This window comes from Breoghania sp. JC706 (genome assembly GCF_037026715.1).
In the GTDB taxonomy this organism is placed as follows: domain Bacteria; phylum Pseudomonadota; class Alphaproteobacteria; order Rhizobiales; family Stappiaceae; genus Breoghania.
Map to the genome: position 1 here is coordinate 229991 of NZ_JBANCG010000006.1, position 21539 is coordinate 251529.

Annotated in this window: 18 protein-coding genes; 5 read left to right on the forward strand and 13 right to left on the reverse strand. The window is 65.8% G+C overall.

Annotated elements, in window-relative coordinates; all coding sequences use genetic code 11:
• The first annotated feature begins 159 nt into the window (after window positions 1-159).
• Window positions 160-924: an SDR family oxidoreductase gene (locus V2L18_RS14185; RefSeq protein ID WP_336178913.1), complete on the forward strand. Its 765-nt coding sequence runs from the start codon at window positions 160-162 to the stop codon at window positions 922-924.
• A 198-nt stretch (window positions 925-1122) separates the two neighbouring features.
• On the opposite strand, the gene V2L18_RS14190 is transcribed toward V2L18_RS14185, so the two are convergent.
• The 10 genes from V2L18_RS14190 to dctP all read right to left on the reverse strand — a co-directional run bounded on the left by V2L18_RS14190 (window position 1123) and on the right by dctP (window position 11093).
• Complete coding sequence (locus tag V2L18_RS14190) at window positions 1123-1740, reverse strand: hypothetical protein (RefSeq protein WP_336178914.1); 618 nt, start codon at window positions 1738-1740, stop codon at window positions 1123-1125.
• Window positions 1741-1753: 13 nt separating this feature from the next.
• Entirely contained in the window at window positions 1754-2119 is a 366-nt protein-coding gene (locus tag V2L18_RS14195) for a response regulator (protein ID WP_336178915.1), read from the reverse strand.
• A gap of 426 nt (window positions 2120-2545) precedes the next feature.
• On the reverse strand, window positions 2546-3223 hold the full coding sequence (locus tag V2L18_RS14200; RefSeq protein ID WP_336178916.1) for an LUD domain-containing protein: 678 nt from the start codon (window positions 3221-3223) through the stop codon (window positions 2546-2548).
• Complete coding sequence (locus tag V2L18_RS14205; RefSeq protein WP_336178917.1) at window positions 3220-4641, reverse strand: LutB/LldF family L-lactate oxidation iron-sulfur protein; 1422 nt, start codon at window positions 4639-4641, stop codon at window positions 3220-3222. Before V2L18_RS14205 ends, V2L18_RS14200 begins: the two co-directional genes overlap by 4 nt.
• 25 nt (window positions 4642-4666) lie before the next feature.
• Window positions 4667-5215 (reverse strand): O-acetyl-ADP-ribose deacetylase, encoded by a 549-nt coding sequence (locus tag V2L18_RS14210; protein ID WP_336178918.1) that lies wholly within the window; start codon window positions 5213-5215, stop codon window positions 4667-4669.
• Window positions 5212-6009 (reverse strand): (Fe-S)-binding protein, encoded by a 798-nt coding sequence (locus V2L18_RS14215; RefSeq protein ID WP_336178919.1) that lies wholly within the window; start codon window positions 6007-6009, stop codon window positions 5212-5214. Before V2L18_RS14215 ends, V2L18_RS14210 begins: the two co-directional genes overlap by 4 nt.
• A gap of 171 nt (window positions 6010-6180) precedes the next feature.
• A complete protein-coding gene (locus tag V2L18_RS14220; protein ID WP_336178920.1) occupies window positions 6181-7539 on the reverse strand; it encodes a TRAP transporter large permease subunit in 1359 nt (452 codons plus the stop codon).
• A 3-nt stretch (window positions 7540-7542) separates the two neighbouring features.
• A complete protein-coding gene (locus V2L18_RS14225) occupies window positions 7543-8808 on the reverse strand; it encodes a TRAP transporter small permease subunit (protein ID WP_336178921.1) in 1266 nt (421 codons plus the stop codon).
• Window positions 8809-9199: 391 nt separating this feature from the next.
• Entirely contained in the window at window positions 9200-9568 is a 369-nt protein-coding gene (locus tag V2L18_RS14230; protein WP_336178922.1) for an endonuclease domain-containing protein, read from the reverse strand.
• 295 nt (window positions 9569-9863) lie between these two features.
• Window positions 9864-11093, reverse strand: a complete 1230-nt coding sequence (gene dctP, locus V2L18_RS14235; RefSeq protein WP_336178923.1) for a TRAP transporter substrate-binding protein DctP — start codon at window positions 11091-11093, stop codon at window positions 9864-9866.
• A 511-nt stretch (window positions 11094-11604) separates the two neighbouring features.
• Here dctP and V2L18_RS14240 point away from each other — a divergent pair.
• On the forward strand, window positions 11605-12579 hold the full coding sequence (locus V2L18_RS14240) for a zinc-binding dehydrogenase (protein WP_336178924.1): 975 nt from the start codon (window positions 11605-11607) through the stop codon (window positions 12577-12579).
• A 436-nt stretch (window positions 12580-13015) separates the two neighbouring features.
• Here the strand turns inward: V2L18_RS14240 and V2L18_RS14245 are convergent, their stop codons facing one another.
• The 3 genes from V2L18_RS14245 to V2L18_RS14255 are packed head-to-tail and all read right to left on the reverse strand — an operon-like array spanning window position 13016 to window position 16790.
• Entirely contained in the window at window positions 13016-14386 is a 1371-nt protein-coding gene (locus tag V2L18_RS14245) for a cytochrome c (RefSeq protein WP_336178925.1), read from the reverse strand.
• A 16-nt stretch (window positions 14387-14402) separates the two neighbouring features.
• Window positions 14403-16172 (reverse strand): GMC family oxidoreductase, encoded by a 1770-nt coding sequence (locus V2L18_RS14250; RefSeq protein ID WP_336178926.1) that lies wholly within the window; start codon window positions 16170-16172, stop codon window positions 14403-14405.
• 3 nt (window positions 16173-16175) lie between these two features.
• Window positions 16176-16790 carry a gluconate 2-dehydrogenase subunit 3 family protein gene (locus V2L18_RS14255; RefSeq protein ID WP_336178927.1) on the reverse strand — a complete coding sequence of 205 codons (615 nt, stop codon included), beginning with the start codon at window positions 16788-16790 and terminating at the stop codon, window positions 16176-16178.
• Window positions 16791-17262: 472 nt separating this feature from the next.
• Here V2L18_RS14255 and V2L18_RS14260 point away from each other — a divergent pair, with 472 nt between their 5' ends.
• The 3 genes from V2L18_RS14260 (at window position 17263) to V2L18_RS14270 (ending at window position 21456) form a co-directional block, all read left to right on the forward strand.
• Window positions 17263-18555 (forward strand): DUF3422 domain-containing protein, encoded by a 1293-nt coding sequence (locus V2L18_RS14260; RefSeq protein ID WP_336178928.1) that lies wholly within the window; start codon window positions 17263-17265, stop codon window positions 18553-18555.
• A 518-nt stretch (window positions 18556-19073) separates the two neighbouring features.
• Window positions 19074-19550 (forward strand): MarR family transcriptional regulator, encoded by a 477-nt coding sequence (locus V2L18_RS14265; RefSeq protein ID WP_336178929.1) that lies wholly within the window; start codon window positions 19074-19076, stop codon window positions 19548-19550.
• On the forward strand, window positions 19540-21456 hold the full coding sequence (locus V2L18_RS14270; RefSeq protein WP_336178930.1) for an FUSC family protein: 1917 nt from the start codon (window positions 19540-19542) through the stop codon (window positions 21454-21456). The genes V2L18_RS14265 and V2L18_RS14270 overlap by 11 nt, the downstream gene beginning before the upstream one ends.
• Window positions 21457-21539 lie beyond the last annotated feature (83 nt).

Consider the following 21539-nt stretch of genomic DNA (forward strand, 5'->3'; position numbering starts at 1 on the left):
CGAGAGAACGCGGAATGCTCTAGCACTTTGAGAACGAGCAACTTTTATGCGTTCATGTGATTCCACATGAACGCATGTTGCTCTAGCTTCACGGTCCAGCCAATATCCGGCGGCGGCATCCTGCCCGCCCGCCCCCTCCGCTTTCACGATCGGACCGTCATGTTCAATCCGGAAAATTTCACCCTCAAGGGCCGCCGCACGCTGATCACCGGGGGCTCCAGCGGGCTCGGGGCGGCCATGGCCGAAGCCTTCGTCCGCCTCGGGGCCGAGGTCGTCATCAACGGCTCCGGCACCGAACGTCTGGAGGCTGCGGCAGCGGCGCTGGCAGAGGCCGGCGCGCCGGTCGCCACCGTGCGCGGCGATCTCGCGGTGGAAGCGGAAGCCGTGGTCGATCAGGCGGCGGAGAAGCTCGGCGGGCTCGATATCGTCATCCACTCCGCCGCCATCCGCAATCGCGCCGGCACGGCGAGCATCGATGCGGATGCCTTCCGCCACATCCTCGACGTCAACCTGACGGCGAGCTACACGCTGGCGTGCGCGGCACTCGCGCATCTGGCGAAGTCCGATGCAGGCCGGCTGATCTTCGTCACCTCGCTCGCCGCCACCCAGGCGCGTCCCGGCGATCCCGCCTACACCGCGTCGAAGGGCGGCGTCTCCGCGCTCACCCGCTCGCTCGCGGTCGAATTCGGTTCCGACACCCTGACCGTGAACGCGATCTCCCCGGGCATGTTCGCTACCGATTACAACAAGCCGATGGTCGGCGATCCGCGTGTCACGGCCTTCGTCAACCTGCGCAATCCGCTGAAGCGCTGGGGCCGGCCGGAGGAACTGACTTCGGCCGCGATGTTCCTCGCCCTGCCGGCCTCGGGCTATGTCAACGGCGTCGTCCTGCCCGTCGACGGTGGCCATTCGGCTCAGATGTAGCGGCGGGGCTTTCTGCGCGCGGCCCATCCTTCGAGACGCCCGCTCGCGCGGGCTCCTCAGGATGACGTTGTGTCTGTTGTTATTTCAGTAAAGCCATCAACACACTCAACGTCATCCTGAGGAGGCCTGAAAGGCCGTCTCGAAGGATGGACAACCCGCCTCCATCCAACCACGAATTGCGCTGAACCCCGCGCAATCTCACCCTGCGCTCGGGTGCCATACGGGGGCGTAGCCCGCCTCGAGCACCGCGACGATTGCAGGCGCCGTCAGCAGCGGCAGCGATATCCCCCTCGGGCGCGCCACGGCGGCCGTAAAGCCGGCCTCGCCCCACACGAGCAGCCGCTCGCCGCGCACGAAGGCCGCGCGTTCCTCCGCACCTTCTCCCGTCAGCACCGCCGTCCCGTCGGGCAGCCCGTCAAGGCCGGCGCGCGGGCGGGGCCCGAGGCGTTCGCGGTGCAGGATCCGGTCCATCTCATCGGCGGAAGGTGGGGCGGCGAGCCCCTGCGCCTTCCGCCAGCTCGCGGCGAATTCACGTGCGGCTGCCCGCCGACACTCGAAACAGGGCCGGTGGCCGGCGGCAAGCGCGGTCACCTCGTCGAGAAAGAACAGTTCCGTATAGCCCGTGCCCATCACCGCGCGCAGGCGTCCCTTGAAGGACGTCGCACAGCAGATCCAGCGCCGCGAGGCAAAGCGCCGGTTCGTCAGCGTACGGGTCGCGGGATCGTGGATGCGCCCGCCGCGGTTTCCCATGAAAAGGCCGCGCGCCGGGGTGGCGATGATCGTGCCGTGCGGGGTTACCCGGTTCTGCAGTGCCATCGCCGTGCCGCCCCTAAAGGCTCAGGATCGAGCGCACGGCGGAAACGGAAAACGGCTTGGAAAGCGTCGCCACAACGTCGAGGCCGGTGCTGGCCGCAGCGGTCTTGGCGGTGTTGGCGTAGTGGGCGTTGTAGCCGGAAATGATGATGATCTTCGCCGTGCAGCCACGCTGCGCCAGCCATTCCATCAGCTCGATCCCGTCCATCTCCGGCATGATCATGTCGAGCACGATATGCGTCGGGTTGCATTTGTCGTAAAGCTTCTGGAATTCGCTGGGATGCGTCGTCTTGCAGACCGAAAAATCGAGCTTCTTGGCAATGCGTTCTATGATCTCGCTGAATTCGACTTCGTCGTCGACCAGCAACAAACGTCTTTCCATGACACGGCTATCCAATCTTCCCCGGATCCGTCGCCACCCCGCCAGCGAATACGGCGATGAAAGGCGCGGAACGCCGCACGAGGCATTTCGCTCGCGGGCAAGATTGAATGCCCGGAAACGTGCTGCGCCTGCGGATGATGAAGTAATGAGCCACCGCTACCCCTGAATGGTTTCGCGTCGAACGACGGCAGACCTTTAAGGTCGATGGCAAATCGCCGGACTGGTTAATCGTTACGAAGAAGAAAGTCCAGCGCTTTGCAAAAAAGAAATATCGTGTACGCGAACAGTCCTTGCCAGGATGTAATCCTGCGCGAAATGCTCGCATTTGATTTTAAAGATAACCGATAAACCATCGGCTACGTATATTCCCTGATCAGTCTAATCGCTCCCTGCCGATTTTGCCAGTGCCTCGGGGGAGCGGGCATCTCAGCCGTCGACGATCACCACGTGCAGCGCCCGTGGCCCGTGCGCGCCGAGGATCAGGGTCTGCTCGATGTCGGCCGATCGCGAGGGGCCGGCCACCATGTTGAGGGCGCGCGGCATCAACCCCTTGCCAAATTTGGCGCGAATGCGTGCGAGCACCGCCTCCATGTCGCCGTCGATATCGGCCGCCTCGATCACGATGACATGCAGGTCGGGCAGGAAATTGAGGGTGGTCGGGTTGTCGGCGCCGGATGCGAGCACCAGCGTGCCGGTTTCCGCGATGCCGGCGAGCGCGTGTGAGACCGCTGCGAGATCCTTGCCGTCGGAAGGCCCGTGGCGGACTTCCATCGGGGCGGCTTTTTCCCAGGGCATGGCGGCGAGGCTCTCGTCCGCACCGATGCGCACCGCCGCCGGCAGGTTGCGCTCCCTGAGCTGGGCGGCGATGGCCTTCGGCACGTCGGCCATCCTCGGCACATGCTCCACGCTTGCCTGCACCGCCTCGGCCATGCGCTCGAAAAGCGCAACGCGTTCGCGGTCGGGCAATTGCCCGCGCGCCGGAACGATCCCGGCCGGCGCCTCCTCCAGTCGCCGCATGACCTCGCCGGCCCGTGCCGCTTCCAGATCGCCCTCGCGCGCCAGCCGCCGTTTCAGTCGGCCGAGAATAGCCTCGCGCCCGCTCATGCCGCGTCCTTTCTCTCGGCCCACATCTGCTGGAACGTCCGGCCCTCCGGGGCCGGCAGATCCCGGTATTTCGTCCAGCCGGAGGCAAGCGGCATGGCGGCAAAACGTCCGCGCCTTCGCCCGGCAAGGCCAAGCGTGCGGATCATCAGACCCGTCGCCGCGCGGTAAAGCGCGGGGCGCCTTGCAAAGAAGGCCCACAGGCCGAGGCCGAAGCGGGTGGAGGCCGGTTGCAGGTGGCGTTCGAATTCGCGTTCCCGCCAGTGCCGCATCATCTTCGGCAGCGGAATGCGCATCGGGCACACGCTCTCGCAGCGCCCGCAGAAGGTGGAGGCGTTGGGCAGGTGGCCCGCCTGATCGATGGAGGTGAGCGACGGGGTCAGCACCGCGCCCATCGGTCCGGGATAGACCCAGCCATAGGCATGCCCGCCGATGGCGTGATAGACCGGGCAATGGTTCATGCAGGCGCCGCAGCGGATGCAGCGCAGCATGTCCTGATAGTCGCCGCCCAGCATGCTGGACCGGCCGTTGTCGAGCAGCACGACGTGGTATTCCTCCGGCCCGTCCGGATCGCCCGGCCGGCGCGGCCCGGTGGAAAAGGTCGTGTAGACCGAAGTATCCTGACCCGTCGCCGAGCGCGCCAGCACGCGCAGGATCTGCGACACGTCCTCCAGCGTCGGCGTCACCTTCTCAAGCGTCGCCAGAACGATATGCACTTTGCCCAGCGTCTGGGTCAGGTCTCCGTTGCCCTCGTTGGTGACGATGACGGACGACCCCGTCTCGGCGATCAGGAAGTTCGCGCCCGTGATGCCGACCTCGGCGTCGAAATACTTCTGCCTGAGGATCGCGCGCGCCTCGTTCAAAAGCGTCGTCGGCTCGTCGAGGTTGCGGTTGGGATCGAGATGGGTGTGGGCACGACGGAACTCCGTCTCCACCTCGGATTTGTTGACGTGAACGGCCGGCGCGATGATGTGGGAGGGGGCCTCGCCGCGAAGCTGGATGATGTATTCGCCGAGATCGGTCTCCACCGGCTGGATGCCGTTGGCGCTCAGGTGCTCGTTAAGCCCGATTTCCTCCGAAACGATCGACTTGCCCTTGGTGACGGTCTTCGCATTCGCCTGCCGGCAGATGCGCAAGATGATGTTGCGGGCATCCTCCGCCGTCTCCGCCCAGTGGACGTGACCGCCGGCCTCGCTCACCTTCTTCTCGTAGGCCTCCAGATAGAGATCGAGATGCTCCAGCGTGTGGTTCTTGATGTCGCGGGCCTTGTCGCGCAGCGCCTCGAATTCCGGCAGCGCATCGGTCGCCGCCTGCCGCTTGCCGACGAAATTGGTCTCCACATTGGTGAGCGCGCGCTGGAGCTGGGCATTGTCCAGCGCCTCGCGCGCATTCTCCCTGAAGCGCGGTGATCGCATCTGCATGGCCGCCTTCCTCCCGTTCAGGCCGTCAATCGAAGTCGCCGGCGGCAAAGGCCGCCTCGTAAGGCCCGACCGCCCGGGCATCGAAGCAGCAGAAGATCACCGCCGCCATCCGTCCCAGATGCGGGCTTGAGCGCACCGCCTTGAGCGCCACGCCGGCCGCCCGGTCGGCCGGAAAGCCGAACACCCCGGTCGAGATCGCCGGAAAGGCGATGGTCGCAAGTCCAGCACCCGCCGCCAGTTCCAGCGAGCGCGCGTAGCAGGAGGCCAGCACCTCGTCCTCGCCGCGCATCCCGCCCGCCCAGCGCGGGCCGACCGTGTGGATCACGTGGCGCGCCGGCAGGTCGTAGCCGGCCGTCATCTTCGCGTCTCCCGGCGCGCAGCCGCCGAGCGTGCGGCATTCGGCCAGAAGTTCCGGCCCGGCCGCGCGGTGGATCGCCCCATCCACGCCGCCCCCGCCGAGCAGGCTTTCATTCGCCGCGTTGACGATGGCATCGACGGCAAGCGTCGTCAGATCCGCCACGACGACGGAGAGCCCGGTCGTGCCGATGACGGCCTCAAGAACGGTCCCGTTCATGACCGGGCCGGATCCTTGGCCTTGCGCGCGCCGCCCCCTTTTTCACCGATGGCCGGCTGGTCCGTCATACCGGCCAGAAGTTCCGCGACATGGCGCACCTTGGTGGCCTTGCCCTCGCGCTTCAACTTGCCCGCCATGTTCATCAGGCAGCCGAGATCGCCGGCGACCAGCAGGTCGGCCTCCGTCTCCTCCACGTGGCCGGTCTTCTTGGTCACCATCTTGTTGGAGATGTCGGCGTATTTCACCGCGAACGTGCCGCCGAAGCCGCAGCAGATGTCGGATTCCGCCATCTCCTTAAGTTTCAGCCCGTCCATCGAAGCGAGAAGCTTGCGCGGCTGCTCGCGGATGCCGAGTTCGCGCAGGCCCGAACAGCTGTCGTGATAGGTGACGGAGCCGTCGAAGGAGGCGACCACCTTCTCCATGCCGCGCACGTCGGTGAGGAAACTGACGAGTTCGAAGGTGCGGGTAGCGAGTTCGTTCGCCTTCGGCCCCCACACGGGATCGTCGGCGAAAAGTTCCGGATAGTGCTTCCTGATCATCGCCGCGCACGAGCCGGACGGCGCGACCACGTAGTCGTATCCCTCGAAGGCGCGGATGGCGACCTCCGCCACCCCGCGCGCATCGGCCTTGTCGCCGGAATTGTAGGCGGGCTGCCCGCAGCAGGTCTGCGCGCGCGGCACCTCCACGGTGCAACCGGCCTCCTCCAGCAGCTTGACGGCGGCAAACCCCACCGACGGGCGGAAGAGATCGGCCAGACACGTGACGAACAGGGCGACCCTGGGAGTATCGGACATGAGGAAGGCGTTTCCTGAAAGACGGCGCGAGCGTGAAATGACGCCTGGCAATCAATATTCTTTGAAAGACACAGTAGAAGTGCGCAAGGTGGTGGTCAATGGAAAGGCGAGGGGAGAGGGATGGGCCGAAAGCCCGACTACGTATCCCCATCCCCATCCCTCCCGCCTCACTCACCCATAGACCAGCCTTGGCAGCCAGATGATGATTTCGGGGAACTCCATGCACAGCACGAGGCCTATGATCTGGATCATCAGGAACGGGATCGCCGCCTTGAAGATGCGCGACATCGGGATTTCCGCCGGCGCCACGCCGCGCAGGTAGAACAGCGCGTAGCCGAAGGGCGGCGACAGGAAGCTCATCTGCATGTTGACGAGATAGAGCACGCCGAACCACAGCACGAGATCGTCGGGATCGGTGAAGCCGAAGGCCTGCGCGCCCAGCCCCTTGATGATCGGCACGAAGATCGGCACGCACAGCAGAAGAATGCCGACCCAGTCGAGGAACATGCCGAGAAAGATCAGGATGATCTGCATCAGGATCAGGATGCCCCAGGGCCCGAGGCCGAGCCCCTGCATCATGTCGGAGACGAATTCCTGCCCGCCGTGCAGCACGTAGAGCCCGACGAAGATGGTCGCGCCGAACATGATCCAGATGACCATGGCGGACGCCTTCAGCGTCGTGACGCAGGCGCCCTGAACCGTCGCCCAGTCGAGCTTCCGGTGAATGGCGGCAACGATGAAGGCGCCGAAGGTGCCGATGCCGGCGGCCTCCACCGGGGTGGCGACGCCTGAGAAGATGACGCCGAGCACCACCACGATGAGCGAGATGGGCGCCGACATCTTGGAAAGCACCCGCACCTTCTCCATGAAGGAAATGCGTTCCTCCACGGGCGCTGCGGGGCCGAGCGCGGGGTTGATGGTGCAGCGCACGACCACGTAGAGCACGTAGAGGCCCGACAGCAGGAGGCCTGGAAAGACCGCGCCGATGAACAGCTCGCCCACGGACTGTTCGGCCACCACCGCATAGATGATGGCGAGGATGGAGGGCGGGATCAGGATGCCGAGCGTGCCGCCGGCCATGATCGCGCCCATGGCGATTTCCGGGTTGTAGTTGCGCTTCAGCATGGCCGGAAGCGCGATGATGCCCATGGTGACGACCGCCGCGCCGATGACGCCGACCATGGCGGCCAGAATGGTGGAGGCGATGATGGTCGCCGCCGCAAGCCCGCCGCGCACGCCGCCCAGCACCTTGTAGATGACATCGAACATGTCGTTGATGATGCCCGCCCGCTCCAGCATCGCCGCCATGAATATGAAGAGCGGTATGGCCGAGAGCTGGTAGTTGGTCATCAACGGGAAGATGCGCGACGGCACGATGTTGAGCGCCTGCCAGCTGTCACCCAGGACGAACAGGAAAACGCAGGCCAGCCCGCCGGTGACGAAGGCGAGCGGCAGGCCCGCCATCAGCAGCACGATCAGGCTGCCGAACATGATGAGCGTCAGCCACTCGATGGAAATTTCCAGCCCCATGGATCAGGCCCCCCGCGCGGTCGCAACGACGGCGCGGACATCCTGCGCCAGTTTGGAAATGCCCTGCAGAACCAGCAGGATGCCGCCGATCACCATGGCCCACTTCATCGGCCAGTAGGCGATGCGCCATTCGTTGAACGACACCTCGTCGACGACCGTGGCGTCCCAGGCGAAGATGAGGCTGGTGAACAGCAGCGTTCCGGCGAAGATGTAGAAGAAGACGGAGGTCGCGAGATCGACGATGGCCTTGCGACGGCGCGACAGCGGTGCGTAGAAGACGTCGACGCGCACATGCGCCTCCGTCAGCATCGCGTAGGCGCCGGCGATGAGGTATTGCATGCCGAACATCAGGTACATCGCCTCGTGCACCCAGATGGTGGGCGAGTTGAAGACGTAGCGGGCGATGACCTCGTAGTAGTAGGCGAAGACCGCGATCACCGCCCAGTAGGAGACCAGTTCGCCGGCATAGAAGGACATCCGGTCGATCACGCCGGTCCAGCCGGGGGTGAGGTGGGCCCGATCGCCGATCCGCTCCGCCTCCTCCACCGCCTGAAGGGCTTCCTCCGCCCGTTCCTCATCGCTTTGGCTGGCTGCGTGGCGGGCATCCTCGGCCGCCGCCTTCGCCTCCGCCCGGCGCTTCAGCCAGGACATCAGCGCGGCATCGACAGCCATCATCGCGAGAAGCAGATAGAAGGCGTAGGCCGCCATGTCCTGCCAGAAGGCGCGGCCCCCTGCGGCGGCCTCGGCGGCGGGCTTTGCGGTTTCCAGATCCGTTCTGGCGCGCTCCAGCCGCTCCTTGGAGGAGGCGATGCGGCCTTCCGCCCGCTCCAGCCCGCGCTGCGCGAGCCTTGCGCCGATTGAGCCTTCCTCTTCCTCTGCGAGCTTTGCGCGCAGATCGGGCAACTGGCCTTCCAGATCCCTTATCCGCGGCCCCTCGCGCGCGATCGTGCCTTCAGCACTTTCCACCAGCGCGGCGGCGTCGGAGTAGTCCGCGCGGTACGAGCGCTGCTCGCCGTTGGCCACCAGAATGAATATGAAGACCGGGATGAACACGAGGCCCAGCAGGCTCTTCAGGTAGAACCGGTGCAGGCCGAGCATGCCGCCGGCGATGAGGATCATGTAGGCGAGCGGCAGCGAATAGCCGCGCCGCGCCCCACCGGCCCTGGCGCGCGCCTTGGTGCGCCGCGCCATCACCATGGCGAAGACGGGAAAGACGAAGAGGCCGGCCCAGTAGAGCCAGTGCGGAAGGACAAAGGTGAGGCTCGGCATGGTTCCCCCAAAGCGCGATGAGCCGGACATGGACGGCGGAGCGGGGACTCTTCGGGTCCGCATCGCCGGGACGTGACGTTTCAGATCAGTTTCGATGGCCGGGGGCGCTGGCTCCCGTGCCTTTGAAAGGAGGCGCTTCATTGCTTGTCCGCGAAGGAGACCCCCCACCGCGTTTTCTTTGAAGGGTGACCCCCACCCCTAACCCCTCCCCTCAAGGGGGAGGGGGACTTGCTCCGCAAACTTGGCCTGTGAGGTGCTCACCTGACCAACCGTTGCAGGCACGATCTCATCCCCCTCCCCCTTGAGGGGAGGGGCTAGGGGTGGGGGTCACCCTTCGCAAAAGACGCCCCTTTGCCATTCAATCCCCGGCCCTCTTTCAAGAGCATCGACCTCACGGCATCACCCCCAGTTCCCGCAGGATCTTCTCCACGCATCCCTCGAAGGCTTCCGCCAGTTCGCCGGTGGACAGGCGCAGCGTGCGGTAGCCGTTTTCGCCGAACCAGACATCGCGCCTGCGGTCGCGCTCCATCTGCCGCTCCTCTCCATGCATGTCCCCGTCCACCTCGATCACGAGCCGCGCGGAGTGCACCGCGAAATCGGCGACGTAGGGCCCCATCGGTACCTGTTTGCGGACGTGAATGCCGTAGAGTCCGCGGAACGCCTTCAACGCCGCCCACAGCCGCCGTTCCCCGTTCGTCATCTCGCGCCGCAGCCGGCGGGCCCGGCTGATCGCCGGTGGAGAGACGCGCGTCGGTGACATGGATTTTCCTTCGGTGAATCGTGCCGCCGCCTTGGAAGATGATCCTCTTGAGAAGAGGCCCCACCATTTTTCCGAAGGGAGACCCCCACCCCTAACCCCTCCCCTCAAGGGGGAGGGGGATTTGCTCCGCAAACTTGGCCGGTCAGGTGCGTCCCCGACCAACCGTTGTGGGCACAATCCCATCCCCCTCCCCCTTGAGGGGAGGGGTTAGGGGTGGGGGTCTCCCTTCGGAAAAATGGTGGGGCCCCTTCGCAAAACCGGCTGGCGGCCCCCCTCGGGACCTCCCTCCCGCCCGTCACAGATCGAGCGTCAGCCCCTCGATCATGTCGGGCGTCACGTAGCCGAGCGAGCCGGACATCATGTAGTCGAGCTGGGTCTTGAACACGCGGGCCGCGTTCTTGTCCTTGTTGGCGTACTTGAACCAGATCGGCACCGCGACCTCGGTCATGATCGCCACGTCGTCCTGCGAAAGCCGGGTGACCTCGGTGCCGTCGGCTTCGAATTTCTTCCAGGCTTCCTGGTTGGCCTTCTGGATCTTGGCGTGGTGCTCGATGGAGTAGGACTTGGTCTCCATTTCCATGAACTGCTTCATCTCGTCCGACAAAGCGTTCCACGCGTCCATGCCGACGGTGATGTCCATGATGTCCACCGGCTGGTAGAGCGACATGAAGCCCGGAGGGCCCATGGAGATGTATTTGGTGACCTGGGAGAAGCCGAGCGCGTAGTTGACCGCCGGTCCCGTGTAGTCGGCCACGTCGATCGTGCCCTTTTCCAGCGCGGGGAAGATTTCCGAGCCCGGAAGCACCGTCGTCTTGGCCCCCAGTCCCTGGAACACCTCCGCCACCATGCCGCCGGGAAGGCGCATCTTGCGGCCGCGGAAATCCTCCACCGAGCGGATCGGCACCTTGGAATGGATGATGTTGGCGTCGTGATGCACCGGACCGATCCAGTACATGCCCTGCGCGGCATAAAGCTCGCGCGTCATCTCCAGCCCGCCGAGGCCGTAATAGAAGGTGTCGAATTCGCTCGGGTGCCGAAGGCCCAGCGGATAGGACGTCAGAAACACGCCGGCCGGGATGATGCCCTGCACGTAGATGGTGAAGGGGTTCACCGCGTGCAGAACGCCGTTCTTGACCGCGTCGTAGAGCTGGAAATCGCCGACGACGTCATTGGCGCCGAAGGGTTGGAAGGCGAGTTCGCCGCCGGTCTTCTCGGCGATGGTGCCGCACCAGTCCTTGAAGATCTGAAGGCCGATGCCGCCGGGCCACGAGGTCTGGATCTTCCAGGTGGTGCCGGCCGCCTTCGCCGTGCCGATATAGGGCGCGCCCAGCGTTGCAGCACCCACCGCACCGCCGGCCGCCAGCAGCGAATTTTTCAGGAAACTGCGCCGGCCTTGCCGCCGAAATTCGCGCTGGGCGTCCACCACGCCCTCGACCGCCTCGCGCCGCATGCCCTCGGCGGGCGCATCCGCCGACACGCCGTCCTGCCCGGTGCCGGCGGCACCTTGCCTCTTGATGATAGACATCGATGTTCCTCCCTTGCGTGGCCGCTCTTCTTTCGTCCGGCGTCCCGGCGTGGCGCTTGTTTGCGCCTTCTTCCGGGGTGACCGTCCGCTCCTCCACGAGAGCGCGCCTCGCCGCAGTGTAGACGTGATCCTGCCGCGATCAAGACATCTCGGCAATTGCAGTATCCTTACCTTGCGACAGATTGAAATAACACTTTTTACGATGTGGATAAGATGACCGTATGTTCATTTAAATTACATGTTATATGTCGTAAGAATGCGGTCATCTTGTCCTCATGCGGCATGGGTGTCCTTGAGGAATTTCGTTTCCGTGGTGTCCGGGCCTTGACGGCAAGTGTTTGCGACAGGCGTGCGCGACAGGCGTTCGCGACTGGCGGATCGTGCGGGCTCGACGCCGGCCAGGGCGCGCCCCATATTGAGCCGCGCGACGATTTTCCGGGTCCGCGACCGGCTGCCGCCTAAGGCGCCGTCCGTGCCCGATAGAGACAACGAGAACAGGAGAGACTCCGCCATGCTGAGCGCCATTCACGAAACATTCGGCGAACCTTCGAAGGTGCTGAAGGTGGAGGAGCGTCCCCTGCCGGAGCCGGGCGCGGGCGAGATCCGGGTGAAGACGGGGCTCGCGGCGATCCACAACCACGATCTTCTCACCGTGGCGGGCACCTACGGTTACAAGCCGCCGCTTCCCGCGCTCGCCGGATCGGAGGCGATGGGCACGGTCGATGCGGTGGGTGAGGGCGTCACCGGCTTCAAGATCGGCCAGCGGGTGGCGGCGTCCGGACGCGGAACCTGGGCCCAGTTCTACATCGCCCGGGCGGCCGGCGCGGTGCCGCTTCCCGACACCATCCCCGACGAGACCGCCGCCCAACTCATCGCCATGCCGATGAGCGCGATGTTCCTGCTCGATTTCGTCCACGCTCGGCCCGGCGACTGGATCGTCCAGAACGCGGCGACGGGGGCGGTCGCCAAGGTGCTGGCCAAGGTGGCGGCAAAGCGGGGCGTCAACGTCGTCAATCTGGTGCGGCGCGACGAGGCGGTGGCCGAGCTTGCGGCGCTCGGGATCGGCAATGCGGTCTCCACGGCGTCCGAAGACTGGAAGCGGCAGGTCGCCGATATCGCCGGAGGTGCGCCGATCCATGCGGCGATCGACGGCGTCGCCGGACCGGATGCCGCCGACCTGTGCGCCATCTGCGCGCCGGGCGCGACCGTCGTCTCGTTCGGGCTGATGTCGGGCAAGCCGATGGAGATCCCGCCGGCCCAGCTCATCTTCCGCGACATCACGGTCAGGGGCTTCTGGCTCGCCAAGCTGCTGCCGGAGGCGCCGAAGGAGAAGGTCGCCGGCCTCATCGGCGAACTGATGGGCCTGATCGCGTCGGGCGACGTCACGCTGCAGGTGGACGGGATCTACGACCTCGCCGACATCGCGAAAGCCGCCGAGGCCGCCGGCAAGGGCAAGCGCGGCGGCAAGGTTCTGGTCAGGGGGTAGATGTCGGTTGGGGCTGGGCGGGGGGCATCCTTCGAGACGCGCGCTTTCGCGGGCTCCTCAGTGTCCGGCCCGAAATGCGCGCAGCTTGCTCCAGACTGTCATCCCCGCGCAGGCGGGGATCCAGCACCCCGTGAGGCCTGCAGTTCAATTCCATAATAAAATCTTGTGGTTACTGGATCCCCGCCTGCGCGGGGATGACAATGGTGCCTGTGGCTTCCTGCAGGGACAAACGCCAATATTGCAGAGCTTTCGTATTATAATACCCTTTTCGGGCCAAGCTCTGAGGAGCCCGTTCATGCGGGCGTCTCAAAGGATGGACCGCGGCACGTAACCTCGCGACTCTCTGTCGTTTCCCAACGAAAAAGCCCGGCCGATCCGTCAGGACCGGCCCGGCTTGTTGGTGTCATGTCCGGCCTCGGCCGGACGGCGCCTTGCCTCAGTGCGAGGCTTCGGTCGGCGTCTTGCGTTCCTTGGCGACTTCGGCCGCCGTCACCGGGCCGGCCTCGTTGCCCCACGCACCGCGCAGGAACGTCGCCAGCTTCGCGACGTCGTCATCGGAAAGCCGCGGGGCAAAGCCCGGCATGCGCAGCTTCATCGGACGCTTGGAGGTCGAGGGCATTTCCGCACCATAGAGAATGGTGTGAATGAGCCCGCCGGTCTCCTTGGCCACGACCGCCGCGTTGCCCGGAAGCGAGGGGAACACCTCCGGCGCGCCGCGCCCGTCTGCAAAGTGGCAGGCGCCGCAATTGTCGATGTAGAGCCGCTCGCCTTCGGTCAGGTCCACGGCCTTCTTCAGCTTGACCGTCGTGGCGTCGTCGGCCGCGTCGATCCGGGCGACGGTGCCGGCCGGGTTCTGGTCGCGCTTTGCCGGCGCCTCTGCCGGGGCCGGACCGTCTGTGCCGATTGCGCGCAGATAGGCGACCATCGCGTCGGCGTCCTTCTCGCTCATGTACTGGAGCGATTCCTCCACCGCGAGCTTCATTTCGCCCGCCACCGCCGAATGGGCGTTGCGCCCGGCGGTCAGGTACATTTTCAGCTCGTCCGCCGACCACTGCTGCGGCGCCGACTTCGGGCCCCTCAGATCCGGGGCCGACCAGCCGCCGATGGCGCCGCCGGTCAGGAACTTCGCGTCCGTCTCGTTGGAGCCGTCCTGTGCCATCACCGCATTGCGCGGGGAATGACACGAGCCGCAATGGCCCAGTACCTGTACCAGATAGGCGCCGCGTGACAGCTGCTCGTCGCCCGCGATCTTCTCGGAGGCCGGCTTGAAGCCCGGCTTGCCGAGCGTCACCCAGTTCCACAGCCGGATGCCCCAGCGCTGGTTGAACGGGAAGGGCAGCTTGGTCTGTGCCACCTCGTTCTTCACCGGCTCAACGTCATGCATGAAGTAGTCGTACATGGCGCGGATGTCGGTTTCCGACATGTGGCGGTAGTTCTCGTAGGGCATCGCCGGATAGAGGTGATGGCCCTCGTCGTCGACGCCGTCCACCAGGGCGGCGCGGAAGTCGGCGAGCGACCAGGTGCCGATGCCGGTTTCCTTGTCGGGCGTGATGTTGGGCGTGTAGATGTCACCCATCGGGCTTTCGATGGTGCGTCCGCCGGCAAACGGCTTGCCGCCGGGCTCGGTGTGGCAGGCCGCGCAGTCGGCCATGCGGGCGTCGTACTTGCCGAGACCCTCCGGCGCCTTCCAGTCGGCCGCGAGTTTTTCGGTAGGCTCCGTGCGCTGCACCGGCACGAAGATGATGGCGGCCAAGGCCGCCAGGCCGATCACCACGAGAACGGCCACGATACGGAATAGCGTTTTCATCTGTCTTACCTCCCGATCAGACCAGCGGCCGCGGATTGGCGAGGTAATCCTTGCGGATCGCCGCCGCCGACCAGTAGGCGAGGCCGCCGAGCGCGCCTGTCGGGTTGTACTGGATGTTCTGCGGATAGGCGGAAGCGCCCATCACGAACAGGTTGTGGCAGTCCCAGTGCTGAAGGTACTTGTTGAGCACCGAGGTCTTGCGCTCCGCTCCCATGATCGCGCCGCCCACGTTGTGGGTCGACTGGTAGGGACGCACGTCGTACTGCGAGCCTTCCTTCTTGTAGCCGGACGCGATCATGTCGGGGTTCATGCTCTGCGCGATCTCCTCGATGCGCGCCTTCATGAACTGCGTCATGCGGATGTCGTTTTGCTTCCAGTTGAAGGTCATGCGCATGAGCGGCCGGCCATGGCGGTCGGTGTAGGTCGGGTCGAGATCCAGGTAGCAGTCGCGGTAGGACATGTTCGACCCGTGCGAGCCGATGGCCATGGAGCGGCCGTACCATTCGCCCGCCGCCTCCTTCCACGCCTTGCCCCATTTGGGCGTTCCCGGGGGCAGCGGCATCGACTGGATCGGCCGGCCGTTGGTCTGCCCGGCGGTGATGTAGGAGCCGCCGATGAAGCCTTCCTTGGCGAAGTCGATCTGGCTGATCGAGTAGTCGTCGATCGAGATGCCGTTCGATCCCGTTCCGATGAACGGGTTGAACTGCTTGTCCTTGAAATAGAGCCGGGTGCCGCCGGTCATCTGGTAGGCGTAGTTCTTGCCCACCACGCCTTCGCCCGTCGCCGGGTCGTAGGGCTGGCCGATGCCGGAGAGAAGCAGCAGGTGCACGTTGTGCAGTGAATAGGCGCACAGCAGCACCAGATCCGCCGGCTGGAACACCTCCTCGTTCGCCTTCTCGTCGAAATAGGTGACGCCCGTCACCGTCTTGCCGTCGTCGGCCTTCTCGATCTTCAGAACTTCCGAATTGGTCTTGTAGGAGAAGTTCGGCTTGCGTTTCAGCGCGTCCAGAATGCACACCTGCGGCGAGGACTTGGAGTAGTTCAGGCAGCCGAAGCGCTCGCAGAAACCGCAGAAGTTGCAGGGGCCGAGCTGCATGCCATAGGGGTTGGTGTAGGCTTCGGACGCGTTGGCCGAAGGCCTGGGGAAGGGATGCAGCCCCTTGGCCTTGGCGGCCTTGGAGAACAGGTCCGCGTCATAGGTGTGCGGCAGGGGCGGCATCGGATATTCCGAGGAACGCGGCGCCTCGAACGGGTTTCCGCCCTCGATGATCTCGCCATTGAGATTGCCCGCCTTGCCGGAGATGCCGGCGACCTTCTCGAACTGGTCGAAATAGGGCTCCAGCTCCTCGTAGGTGACGCCCCAGTCCTGGATCGTCATGCCTTCGGGAATGATGTCGGCGCCGAACGTCTCCTCGACATAGGAACGCAGCCGGTATTCCGGCTCCTGCGGCCGCCAGTTCTGGCCGTTCCAGTGCGCGCCCGCACCGCCCACGCCGTCGCCCGGCAGGAACGAGCCGAGATGGCGATAGGGAAGCGCCGTGTCGTCAAGGCCGTGGCGGATGGTCAGCGTGGACTTGCGCGGCTTCTGCATCAACTCGTAGCGGATGCCGTATTTCAGCTCGTCGATGATGTTGGGGTACTGGAAATCGGGCACCGTGTTGCGGTCGTCGCCACGCTCAAGGGCCAGCACCTCCAGCCCCTCCTGCGCCAGTTCCATCGACATGATCGAACCGGTCCAGCCGAGCCCGATGACCACCACGTCCTTCTTGGGATCTTGTCTCGCCATGGCTCAGGCCCTCTCGCCGGAAATGGAAACGGGGCCGAGCGGATACTCGGCATTGTAGTTGTGCACCCACTCCGTGTAGCTGCCGCGCGCGCCGGGAAAGCCGACATGCACCCAGGCCTGCATGCCGTGGTTGCCGCCGTACATCGGGTCGGCGAAGTAGCCTTCCTTGGTGTTCTGGAGCAGGAAGGAGAAGAAGTCGCGCAGCTCCGGCGCGAGCTTGACCTCGCCCTTCTCAAGCGACGTCAGCGCCGCGTCCTGGGTTTCCGGATCGAGCTTCTCGAAGGCGTCGCCGTGGGTCGTCTTGCACCAGTCCTGGAAGACGGGGATCGCCTTGCGATAGATCTCGGCCGGCGTAAGAGGGCTCTGGAAGCCGAGCAGCGGGTTGGCATCGGGTGTGTGCGGGCCTTCCATGTACCAGTCCGCGGCCTTGCCGAAATCGCCGGCGAGCTGCAGATCGATGAAGACCGGGACACGCGTTTCGATCGCCCCGGGACCTTCGCCGTCGGAAGGGATGAGTCGCGCGCAGGCCGCAAGGATGAAGCTCCATTCCGCAGCGTCGAAATAGACCGGCTTGTACGCATCAAGGCTTGGAAGCTCGGCTGCCTTAGCGTGCGGCATGCCTATCGGAATCGAAGTGACCGCCGCACTGGCGACGGTTGCTTTCAGAAAGCTCCGACGGGATGGGCGTCCGGGGAGATCTACCATGGACATTTTCCTCTCGGCTGTGAGACGTCATTCAAAGACGCGTCATGGCGCAGTAATTGGCAGGCCAATTACCTGGAAACGTGCATGGAATTCCCAAGGCGATGGTATGCTGGCTGCGCGACAATTTGACGCTTGCTGGCTTGCGTCTTACCGCAATTTTCGCGGTCTTTTCAAAATTATTTTTTTTCTAAGGTGGAGCGAGGCAGTTGCCTTCGCGGCGACAAGGGGTTGTGCTCGGGGGGACTGCTGGCGGGGCTGGAATGCGGGCGGCGGGCATGGCGGGCTCTGGCATTTGTTCTTCGCGTAACAACGTACCGGATGACAGTTGGTTCCCGAGCGACCATTATTGCGGCACTTTTGTTGATGATCGCGAGAAGGGCAGGCGGTGGCCGAACCTGACGACACTGCGGGCTTTGCTCCGCATCCCCTGCGCCGGGCGCTTCTGGGCGAGTTGCATGCCCGCCCCTTCCTGCCCGTGGAGACGCCGCGCACCTTCCTGCATTACGGCTTCACCACCGACGAGGAGGCTGCGGCCGCCGACCGGGCGTGGTTCGCCGAGTTCTGTCGCGCGCATGGGTCGGCCGGACCCAATGCGGAGACGCGCCATCATGTGCTGGCCTTCGGCGGCGGTGCGCTGCGCTGGGAAAGCCACGCGGAATTCACCACCTACACCTGGGACGGCCGCGCCCCGTCGCCGGTCGGCGCGCCCTTCGCGCATCGGCGAGAGGGCTCGCCCTTCGGACGCGATTTCCGCGCGCCCGGCCCGCTCATCGTCGCCACGCGGCTCGATCTGGTGGACGCGGACGGGGGCTGCAGCTTCGATGAGCTGTTCGATGCGGCGAGCCTTGTCGCCTCCGAGATCATCGGCGGTGGCCTGATTGCGGCGACCGACTTCCGCAGCGACGGCGACGGCCTGACCCGCATCCTCGTGGTCAACCGGGGCGAGACGCCGCAAAATGCCGGGGCTGCCTGCCAGCGGCTGCTGGAGGTGGAAACCTACCGCATGCTGGCGCTTCTCGGCCTTCCGGAGGCGCAATGCCAGGCGCCTCTGATCCGCCGCATCGAGACGGGGTTGTCGGAGATCACGGCGGAGATGCGCACCAGCGCCGGGCTCGATGCCAACGAGGCGCTGTTGCAGCGTCTCACCCAGTTGGCGGCGGAGCTGGAGGCGGGAGCGGCGGCGTCCGCCTATCGCTTCGGCGCCAGCCGCGCCTATGACGAGATCGTCAGCCAGCGGCTTGCGGCGCTGGGCGAGCGGGCGCTTGCCGGGCGCTCCACCTGGGCGAACTTCCTCGCGCGCCGGCTGCGCCCGGCCATGCGCACCTGCGAGACGACGGTTGAGCGTCAAGGCAACCTGTCGCGCAAGCTGGCGCGTGCCGCCACGCTGCTGCGCACCCGGGTGGACGTGGAGCTGGAAAGCCAGAACCGCAACCTGCTGGAAGCGATGAACCGTCGCGCCCGCCTTCAACTGCGCCTGCAGCAGACGGTAGAGGGCCTGTCGGTGGCGGCGATCAGCTACTACGTGGTGGGGCTGGTCGGCCATCTGTTCGAAGGGGCGGAAAAGGCCGGCGTGCCGCTGTCGCCGGGGCTTGCCAAGGCCGTCTCGGTGCCGGTGGTGGTGCTGGTGATCTGGTACCTTGTCCGCCGCATCCGCGCCCATCATTCCGATACGGAATAGGCGAAGGCGTGCGCGCTCTCTGAAGGGGCATCCGGTGCGCCTCCCTGCCCGCATCGTATCGTGATCTGGCAGAAGGCGGATCGCTGGGACTTGTCCTGCGGCCCATCCTTCGAGACGCCCGCTCACGCGGGCTCCTCAGGATGACGTCGTGTGCGTTGCGAGTTTCATCGAAAAAACAACTCGATAACGTCATCCTGAGGAGGCCTGAAAGGCCGTCTCGAAGGATGGGCGGCCTGCATCTGTCCGGCCGCGACGGGCTCTCCTGACCGGCACCTTGCCGCCGGGGCGGCCATGCGGACGCATCCTCGCCCCCTCACACAGGCAACTCCGCCCCAGCCCGCGCCACCATCTCCCGCTCCGCCAAGCACGCCCCGAGGCTGCGTCGCGATTCCTCGCACCGCCGCCATCTCCGCGCCGCCAATCCCTCTCACGGCCCCTATCCACCCGCCATCGAACATTCCCCGGCCGTTGGAATTCAAATTGATTGCATCCAAATAATATGCTTCATGTGCGACATCATGTCAGATTCATCCCTTTCTCCGCGCTTGAGGTTCGGCCTCGAGCTTGTGCTTCTTGCGCGCCGGTGGCGGGGCGTCGTCGATCAGAGGCTGGCGGCGCGCGGCCTGTCCGATGCCAGCTGGACCCCGCTCGTCCACCTCGCCGAGAGCGGCGACGGCATCCCCCAGAAGGAGCTTGCCGAACGCATCGGCCTCGATGGCTCCTCGCTCGTGCGCACGCTCGATCATCTGGCCGGGCAGGGGCTCATCGAGCGCCGGATCGATCCGCGTGACCGCCGGTTGCGGCGGATCCACCTGACGCCGGCCGGACGGCAGGCGACGCGGGCCATTCGCGAGAAACTCGCCTCGGCCGAGTTCGAGCTGCTCGCCGATTTCTCCGACGACGAGCTTTCCGCGCTGCTTGCCGGCTTCGATCGCCTCGCGCGCCGCATTTCCAAGCTTCAGACACCCGAAGGCCTCCGCCCGAATGAAGACTGATCCCGCCGCACGCGGCTTGCGTCTCGTTGCCCATCGCCTCGCTCATCGCCTCATCGTCTGGGGCTTCGACGTGCCGAAGCTGCGCTTCACGCTGCGCACCGCCCTTGCCGCCTGTCTGGCGCTGCTCATCGCCTTCCTCGTCGGGCTCGAACATCCGCAATGGGCGGCCATGACGGTCTTCGCCGCCGCCCAACCCACCCGTGGCCAGGTTCTGGAAAAGGGGCTCTTCCGCTTTCTCGGCACGCTCGTCGGCGCGCTGGCCGGGCTTGTCCTGCTCTTCGGCGCCGGCGGCAACGCCTGGGTCCTCGTCGTCGGCCTCAGCCTGTGGATCGCGCTTTGCGTGGGGGCCGGGAACCTCTTCCGCGGCTATCTTTCCTATGGCGCGATCCTGGCGGGCTTTTCCACCGCCATGGTGGCGCTGCTCGCCCAGGCCCATGTCTATTCGCCGCTGGCCCTCGGCCTTGACCGGGTGCTGACCGTGCTGGTCGGCGTGATCGCCGCCATGGTGCTCGGATATCTGGCAACGCCGTCGATCTCGGAGAACGAGACCGTGAGCGGCCTCAGGCGGCTCGGGGCCGACATGCTGGCGGCCGCCGCCGCGAGCTTGCGCGGGGAGGCGGCCGATACCGCCTACCTGCTCGCCGCCGCCGCGCAGATCGACGACACGCTCTCGGCCTATGCGGCCGGTTCCCTGCGGGCGCGTCGGCGCGCCGCCGTGCTTCACCGGCGCCTGATCGCCGTCACCGAGACGCTCGCGCTCGCTGCTGCCGGCGTCTGCGAACCAGATCCGGCGACGGCCGATCGCCTCGAAGCCATCGCCCGGCACATCCACCTGAAGGCCAATCCGCAGGACCTGCCCGGCGAGATCCGGGAGGCGGCGGACGGGGCCGCCGATCCGGCCCTGCGCGAGGCTTTGGCGGGACTGGCCGACGCGGTTGCCGCCGAACCGGGCGGGGCCGGCAGGGGAGAAAGCGTCGTGGCGCAGCACTGGGACTGGACCGGCGCCCGCCAGGCGGCCTTGCGTGCCTTTTGCGTGCTCCTCGGCATTGGCGCCATGTGGGCCGGCACCGGCTGGCAGGCGGGGCCCTATCTGATGCTCGGCGGCTCGGTGATGATCTCGGTGTTCTCCACCTTCGATGATCCGGCCTGGATCATGGCGCGCCTGCTGTTCTGGCAGGTCTGGGGGGCGGCGGCCTCGCTGTTCCTGAAATTCGTGCTCTGGCCGATGTCCGGCTCGCCGCTGGAAACGGTGTTGTGGATCGTGCCGGTCCTGCTCGTGGTGGTGCCCCTGATGAGCCATCGCCGCACCACCGTCGGTTCCATGGACTATGCGATGGTGCTCCTGCTGATATCGCAGCCGCGCTATCCCTTCACCGCCGGCTTCGTGGTCACGCTGGAACAGAGCCTCGCCGTCGTGGCGGGCCCGGTCATCGCCTATTGCGCCTATCTCGTCATCTATCCGACCACGGCCGAGCGGCGGATGAACGGGCTCGTCGAGGTCATGCGCGGCGAGCTCAGGGCCATGGCCTCGGCGCGCAACGTGGTCGGCAACGCGCTTTTGTGGCGGCGGCGCTACTGCACCCGGCTCCTGAAGCTCGTGCGCTGGAGCGGCAAGGCGACGGCGCAGCGCAACGCCGTGCTGGGGGAAGGCTTCGCCGTGCTCGGTCTCGGCCAGGCGGTCTATCTGCTGCGCGGCTTGCGCCACCGGGCGGGGCTTTCGGTGGGTTGCCTCAGGGCGGCGGAGGTGGCGCTTGCCCGCCTTGCCCGCGATGCGGGCGCCTCGGTCGCGACGCTGGCGGCAATCGAGCGCACGGCCCGCCGGCTGGAGGCGGATGCGCCGGCGCTTGCCGCAAGGCTGCGCCGCCATGCCCGTCCCGCCGAGCGAATGCCCGAAGATGCCAGTTAGAGCAGGTCAGGGCCGTCTTGAAGAGTGGGCCGCGGCGGGGCCACGCGTTCTGCCTCCAATGGCGCAAAATGAAAAAGCCGGGC

What these genes read in the sequence shown, in the direction of transcription:
- V2L18_RS14220 (WP_336178920.1), bottom strand. Translation starts at nt 7,539, where the DNA reads ATGGGGCTGGAAATTTCCATCGAGTGGCTGACGCTCATCATGTTCGGC.
- dctP (WP_336178923.1), bottom strand. Translation starts at nt 11,093, where the DNA reads ATGTCTATCATCAAGAGGCAAGGTGCCGCCGGCACCGGGCAGGACGGC.
- V2L18_RS14250 (WP_336178926.1), bottom strand. Translation starts at nt 16,172, where the DNA reads ATGGCGAGACAAGATCCCAAGAAGGACGTGGTGGTCATCGGGCTCGGC.
- V2L18_RS14270 (WP_336178930.1), top strand. Translation starts at nt 19,540, where the DNA reads ATGAAGACTGATCCCGCCGCACGCGGCTTGCGTCTCGTTGCCCATCGC.
- V2L18_RS14265 (WP_336178929.1), top strand. Translation starts at nt 19,074, where the DNA reads ATGTCAGATTCATCCCTTTCTCCGCGCTTGAGGTTCGGCCTCGAGCTT.
- V2L18_RS14190 (WP_336178914.1), bottom strand. Translation starts at nt 1,740, where the DNA reads ATGGCACTGCAGAACCGGGTAACCCCGCACGGCACGATCATCGCCACC.
- V2L18_RS14230 (WP_336178922.1), bottom strand. Translation starts at nt 9,568, where the DNA reads ATGTCACCGACGCGCGTCTCTCCACCGGCGATCAGCCGGGCCCGCCGG.
- V2L18_RS14205 (WP_336178917.1), bottom strand. Translation starts at nt 4,641, where the DNA reads ATGCAGATGCGATCACCGCGCTTCAGGGAGAATGCGCGCGAGGCGCTG.
- V2L18_RS14255 (WP_336178927.1), bottom strand. Translation starts at nt 16,790, where the DNA reads ATGCCGCACGCTAAGGCAGCCGAGCTTCCAAGCCTTGATGCGTACAAG.
- V2L18_RS14200 (WP_336178916.1), bottom strand. Translation starts at nt 3,223, where the DNA reads ATGAGCGGGCGCGAGGCTATTCTCGGCCGACTGAAACGGCGGCTGGCG.
- V2L18_RS14225 (WP_336178921.1), bottom strand. Translation starts at nt 8,808, where the DNA reads ATGCCGAGCCTCACCTTTGTCCTTCCGCACTGGCTCTACTGGGCCGGC.
- V2L18_RS14195 (WP_336178915.1), bottom strand. Translation starts at nt 2,119, where the DNA reads ATGGAAAGACGTTTGTTGCTGGTCGACGACGAAGTCGAATTCAGCGAG.
- V2L18_RS14185 (WP_336178913.1), top strand. Translation starts at nt 160, where the DNA reads ATGTTCAATCCGGAAAATTTCACCCTCAAGGGCCGCCGCACGCTGATC.
- V2L18_RS14210 (WP_336178918.1), bottom strand. Translation starts at nt 5,215, where the DNA reads ATGAACGGGACCGTTCTTGAGGCCGTCATCGGCACGACCGGGCTCTCC.
- V2L18_RS14245 (WP_336178925.1), bottom strand. Translation starts at nt 14,386, where the DNA reads ATGAAAACGCTATTCCGTATCGTGGCCGTTCTCGTGGTGATCGGCCTG.
- V2L18_RS14240 (WP_336178924.1), top strand. Translation starts at nt 11,605, where the DNA reads ATGCTGAGCGCCATTCACGAAACATTCGGCGAACCTTCGAAGGTGCTG.
- V2L18_RS14215 (WP_336178919.1), bottom strand. Translation starts at nt 6,009, where the DNA reads ATGTCCGATACTCCCAGGGTCGCCCTGTTCGTCACGTGTCTGGCCGAT.